This is a genomic window from Allobosea sp. 05T422_2 (genome assembly GCF_056396265.1).
The window spans coordinates 1-5,514 of record NZ_JBFTLD010000366.1 but is presented as its reverse complement, the minus strand read 5'-3'; the positions used below and the strand labels follow the sequence as shown (position 1 = coordinate 5,514).

Sequence of the window (5,514 nt, the reverse complement as noted above, 5' to 3'; positions counted from 1 at the left end):
AGCGCCCGTCGTGCACGGGCTGACGACACGCGCCGGCCAGGCGGATTATGTCGACGATATTCTCAATCGCGTCGGCCTCGACCCGACCTACAAGCGGCGCTATCCGCACCAGTTCTCGGGCGGCCAACGTGCCCGCATCGGCATCGCGAGAGCACTGGCGGTGRAGCCGGAATTCGTCGTCTGCGACGAAAGCGTGGCTGCTCTCGATGTCTCGATTCAGGCCCAGGTCCTGAATCTTTTCATGAAGCTGCGCGACGAACTCAACCTGACCTACCTCTTCATCASCCACGACCTCGGCGTCGTCCGGCACCTCTCGGACCGGGTCGTGATCATGTATCTCGGCCGTGTCGTCGAGGCCGCGCCCGCCGCCGCCCTCTTCAAGGGGCCGCAGCACCCCTATGCCCAGGCACTGCTCGCCAATGTGCCGACGATCACGGCTCGCAAGAAGCGTTTTGCGCCGGTCAGCGGCGAGATCCCCTCGCCGCTGCACCCGCCATCAGGTTGCCATTTCCACCCGCGCTGTCCGCATGCCGGGCCGCGCTGCAAGGCGGAGCGGCCAGCGCTGAAAACGATCGCGTCCGGCCATGTCGCGGCCTGTCACTTGCATGACGGCGGCGTCGGAGCGATGGCGGCCTGAAGCGATCCTGTCGTTTCGGTTGAATGATTGTTGCCCCCGGCACGCTTGACGGCACCGCGTTTCCGGGCGACCTCCAAGCTGATTTGGCCTTGGGCCGTGGAGCCAGGAACGCAGGACGATGAAAAGCACCTTGTCGACGGATCTTCGCTCGGGCGCGCTCGTCTACCACCGCCTGCCCCGGCCCGGTAAGCTCGAGATCCAGGCAACGAAGCCTCTCGGCAACCAGCGCGACCTGGCGCTCGCCTATTCTCCCGGTGTGGCTGCCGCCTGCGAGGCGATCGTCGACGACCCCGCGGAAGCCGCCGAACTGACCTCGCGCCAGAACCTCGTCGCGGTCATCACCAACGGCACAGCCGTTCTCGGCCTCGGCGATATCGGCCCGCTCGCTTCCAAGCCGGTGATGGAGGGCAAGGCGGTCCTGTTCAAGAAATTCGCCGGGATCGACTGCTTCGACATCGAGGTCGACCAGAAGAACATCGAGAAATTCGTCGATGTCGTTGCGGCGCTGGAACCGACCTTCGGCGGCATCAACCTCGAGGACATCAAGGGTCCCGAATGCTTCGAGATCGAGGAGCAGCTCAAGGCCCGGATGAACATCCCGGTCTTCCATGACGATCAGCACGGCACCGCGATCATCGTCAGCGCCGCGATCCTGAACGGGCTCGATCTCGCGGGAAAACAGATCGGCGACGTCAAGATCGTCGTCTCCGGCGCCGGCGCAGCCGCGCTTGCCTGCCTCAACCTTCTGGTCGAGCTCGGGGCCAGGCGCCGGAATATCTGGGTCACCGACCTTGAAGGCGTGGTCCACAAGGGCCGCAACACGCTGATGGACCGCTGGAAGGAGGTCTATGCGCAGGAGACCGATGCGCGGACGCTCAGCGACGTGATCGGCGACGCCGATGTCTTCCTCGGCCTGTCTGCCGCCGGCGTTCTGAAGCCCGAGATGGCCAAGCGCATGGCGGCGAGTCCGCTGATCCTGGCGCTGGCCAACCCGAACCCGGAGATTACGCCGGAGGATGCGCTTGCCGCACGTCCTGACGCGATGATCTGCACCGGCCGCTCGGACTATCCGAACCAGGTCAACAACGTCCTGTGCTTCCCCTACATCTTCCGCGGCGCGCTCGATGTGCACGCCACGACGATCAACGAAGCGATGAAGCTCGCCGCCGTGCGCGCGATTGCATCGCTGGCGCGGGAGGCCACGTCCGACATCGCGGCGCGCGCCTATGGCGGCGAATCGCAGACATTCGGTGCGACCTCGCTGATCCCGAACCCGTTCGATCCGCGCCTGATCCTGCGCATTGCCCCGGCAGTCGCGCAGGCCGCGATGGATACCGGCGTCGCACGCAAGCCGCTGGCCGATATCGAGGCCTATCGCGAGGACCTGTCGCGCTTCGTCTTCCGTTCCGGCTTCATCATGAAGCCGCTCTTTGCGCAGGCGAAGGCCGACCCCAAGCGCGTCATCTACGCCGAAGGCGAGGATGAGCGCGTGCTGCGCGCCGCTCAAGTGGCGCTGGAGGAAGGCATGGCCGTGCCGATCCTGATCGGCCGCCCGAGCGTCATCGAAACCCGGGTGAAGCGCTTCGGCCTGACGATCCGGCCAGGCATCGATTGCGAGGTGATCAACCCCGAGGATGATCCGCGTTATCGCGACTACGTGCAGACCTATCTCGAGATCGCCGGCCGGCGGGGCATCACGCCGGAGGCCGCACGCGTGCTGGTGCGCACCAACAACACGGTGATCGCGGCACTCTCGGTGATGCGCGGCGAGGCCGATGCCATGATCACCGGCCTGGAAGGGCGCTTTCTGTCGCGGCTGCGGCACATCAAGGACATCATCGGGCTTGCGCCCGGAGCACGCGACATCTCGGCGATGACGCTGATCATCACCAACAAGGGCGCCTTCTTCCTGGCCGACACCCATGTGAAGCATGATCCGACCGCTGAGGAGATCGCCGACATGGCGGTGATCGCGGCGAGCCATGTCTCGCGCTTCGGCATCCCGCCCAAGATCGCCCTGCTCTCTCATTCGGATTTCGGCGCGGCCGACACCCCCTCCTCGCTGAAGATGCGCAAGGCGGTCTGCCTGATCCGCGAGCGCGCGCCGGAACTCGAATGCGACGGTGAGATGGAGGCCGACACCGCCCTCCTGCCGATGGTGCGCGACAGGGTGCTGCCCTCCTCGCATCTCAAGGGCGTCGCCAATGTGCTGATCTTCCCGAATCTCGACGCCGCCAACATCGCCTACCAGTTCGCCAAGGTGCTGGCGGATGCGCTCCCGGTCGGCCCGATCCTGATCGGAGCGGCCAAGCCGGTGCATATCCTGACCGGTTCGGTGACGGCACGCGGCGTCGTCAACATGACGGCCGTGGCCGTGGTCGAGGCGCAGGAACGCGCTGCGGCTTCGCCAGCCTAGTCAGGAGGCGTTGCAGCGGCGCCGTTTCCTGCCATTCTGCGGTGCTCCGGCGGACCGGGATTGCGGGGAACAGGCCATGCGCATCACCAGGATGCTGCTGCGGCTCGCGGCTGTCATGCTTCCGATCCTGGCCGCGGCAGCGGCCAGCGCGCAGGAGCCCCTGCGCGAGGAGAGCACCTTCCTCCGGATCAAGCTCGAGGGGCGTGACATCAGGCTCGAGGCGCTGATCGTCAGGCCGGAGCGTGCTGAGGGTCGCCTCCCGCTGGCGCTGATCACTCATGGCAAATCCTCGAGCAGCGTCAGCATGGGCGATTTGCGGGCGGCGTCCTACGCCACCGTCGCCCGGGATTTTGCCCGGCGTGGCTGGCTCGCAGCCGTCGTCATGCGTCGTGGCTTCGGCCAGTCGGACGGGCCCTTCCCGGCCTCGACCTCCTGCGCCGATCTCGATTTCACCAGCCGATTCGAGGCGGATGCCAGCGAACTCGAAGCCGCCCTGCGGGTGCTGCAACAGCGCGACGATGTCGACCCGGCGCGCGCCATTGCGGTCGGAGAATCGGCGGGAGGCGCGGCGGTCCTGGCGCTCGCCCAGCGCAAACCAGCGGGCTTGCGCGGCATCGTCAATGTCGCCGGCGGCCTGAATATCGACAGCTGTGTCGACAAGGCGCGCGATGCGCTGGTCGGCATCGTCAAGGGCTGGCAGGTGCCCGGCGCGCCACCACAGCTCTGGATCTATGCGAAAAACGACGAGCTGTTTCCGCCCGCGCTCGTCGATCGCATGCGCGGCGCCGCACGCGATGCCGGCGGCGATATCCGCTTCGTCGAGCTCCCCGAAGTCCGGCCCACTGGTCACCTGATCTTCCGTCACGGACAAGCCCGGTTCTTCTGGCTGCGCGAGGTGGACGCGTCGCTGCGTGCCTGGAAGCTGCCGACCTGGTCGCCCGCCCAGGCAAGGGAGCTCTTTGCCAAGCTGGGGCTGACGGCACGCGCCGCCGCATTCGAGCAGTATTTTGCAGCGCCCGGCGAGAAGGCGATGGCGCTCAGCCGGTCACGCAAGCATTTCCGCTACACCTTTGGCTCTCAGACGCTCGATCGCGCCAAGGAAGCGACACTGAACGATTGCGCCAAGGCCGCTGGCGATTGCGTGATCGCCTTCGAGAACGACACGTTCATGCTGCCCTCCGGCGGCGCCCCGTAAACGAAAACGGGGATCAAGACTTTTCCTGCCTGCAAGTTTTTTTCCTGCTTGGCAGCGCGCGAGCAGCGCGCTCTACTCTCCCGGTCATGTCAGGAACAGGCAGGAAGACCTGCCCTCAGGGGAGTTTCGTCATGTTCAGGATCACGCGCCGCGCGGCGCCGCTCGCCATTGCCGCGGCTCTGGCGCTCGCCACCACCACGGTCGCACAAGCCCAGGTCACCTTCCATCGCGGCAACGACTCCGATCCCGAGACGCTCGACGCGCACAAGACCTCGACCGTGTCGGAAGCGCATCTGCTGCGTGATCTCTCCGAAGGGCTCGTCATCCACCACATCAACGGCACCGTCGTGCCCGGCGTGGCCGAAAGCTGGACGATCAGCCCGGACGGCAAGACCTACACCTTCAAGCTGCGCCCTAATGCGAAATGGTCAAACGGGGACGCGGTGAAGGCCTCGGATTTCGTCTTCTCGCTGCGGCGGATGGTCAATCCCGAGACGGGGGCGAAATACGCGAACATTCTCTATCCGATCCTGAACGCGGAGAAGATCAACAAGAGCGACGGGGGCGCGAAGCTTGCCGATCTGGGTGTGACGGCCGTCAATGACACGACGCTCGAGATCAAGCTGGAGCGATCGACCCCGTATTTTCTCGAATTGCTGACGCACCAGACCGGACTTCCGGTCCATCCGGCCTCAGTCGAGAAATTCGGCAGCGATTTCGTCAAGCCGGAGAACTGGGTTTCGAACGGCGCCTATGTGCTCAAGGAGTTCGTGCCGAACTCCCATATCAAGCTTGAAAAGAACAAGGCCTTCCACGACGCGGCCAACGTCAAGATCGATACAGTGATCTATTATCCGTCGCCGGACCTCGCCGCCGCCGCCCGGCGCTTCCAGGCCGGCGAACTGCATATGACGACCGACATCCCCGCCGACCAGATCAAGCAGCTGCGCGAAAAACTGGGCGATCAAGTCAAGATCGCGCCCTATCTCGGCACCTATTTCCTCATCATCAACAGCTCGAAGAAGCCCTTCGACGATGTCCGCGTCCGCCAGGCCCTTTCCATGGTGCTCGACCGTGAGTTCATCGCCGACGAGATCTGGGGTGGCACGATGCTGCCGGCCTATGGCGTCATTCCGCCGAATATCGGCAATTACGGCACGGCCGCCGAAGCCGACTTCAAGAACGCCTCGCCGCTCGACCGCGAGGAGAAGGCCAAGCAGTTGCTCAAGGATGCGGGCTTCGGGCCCGGCATGCCCTTGAAGATAC

4 protein-coding genes are annotated in these 5,514 nt (G+C 65.1%); all 4 read left to right on the top strand.

What is annotated here, in order from left to right; all coding sequences use genetic code 11:
• Nucleotides 1-637, top strand: a 637-nt coding sequence (locus AC1DJT_RS33970; RefSeq protein WP_476835799.1) for an oligopeptide/dipeptide ABC transporter ATP-binding protein, incomplete at its 5' end; no start/stop codon positions are given.
• A 118-nt stretch (nt 638-755) separates the two neighbouring features.
• Nucleotides 756-3,053 carry an NADP-dependent malic enzyme gene (locus tag AC1DJT_RS33965; protein ID WP_441506633.1) on the top strand — a complete coding sequence of 766 codons (2,298 nt, stop codon included), beginning with the start codon at nt 756-758 and terminating at the stop codon, nt 3,051-3,053.
• A 76-nt stretch (nt 3,054-3,129) separates the two neighbouring features.
• Nucleotides 3,130-4,248, top strand: a complete 1,119-nt coding sequence (locus AC1DJT_RS33960) for an alpha/beta hydrolase family protein (protein WP_441506634.1) — start codon at nt 3,130-3,132, stop codon at nt 4,246-4,248.
• Between the two features lie 131 nt (nt 4,249-4,379).
• On the top strand, nt 4,380-5,514 hold a 1,135-nt coding region (locus tag AC1DJT_RS33955), incomplete at its 3' end, for a peptide ABC transporter substrate-binding protein (RefSeq protein ID WP_476835798.1).

What these genes read in the sequence shown, in the direction of transcription:
- AC1DJT_RS33965 (WP_441506633.1), top strand. Translation starts at nt 756, where the DNA reads ATGAAAAGCACCTTGTCGACGGATCTTCGCTCGGGCGCGCTCGTCTAC.
- AC1DJT_RS33960 (WP_441506634.1), top strand. Translation starts at nt 3,130, where the DNA reads ATGCGCATCACCAGGATGCTGCTGCGGCTCGCGGCTGTCATGCTTCCG.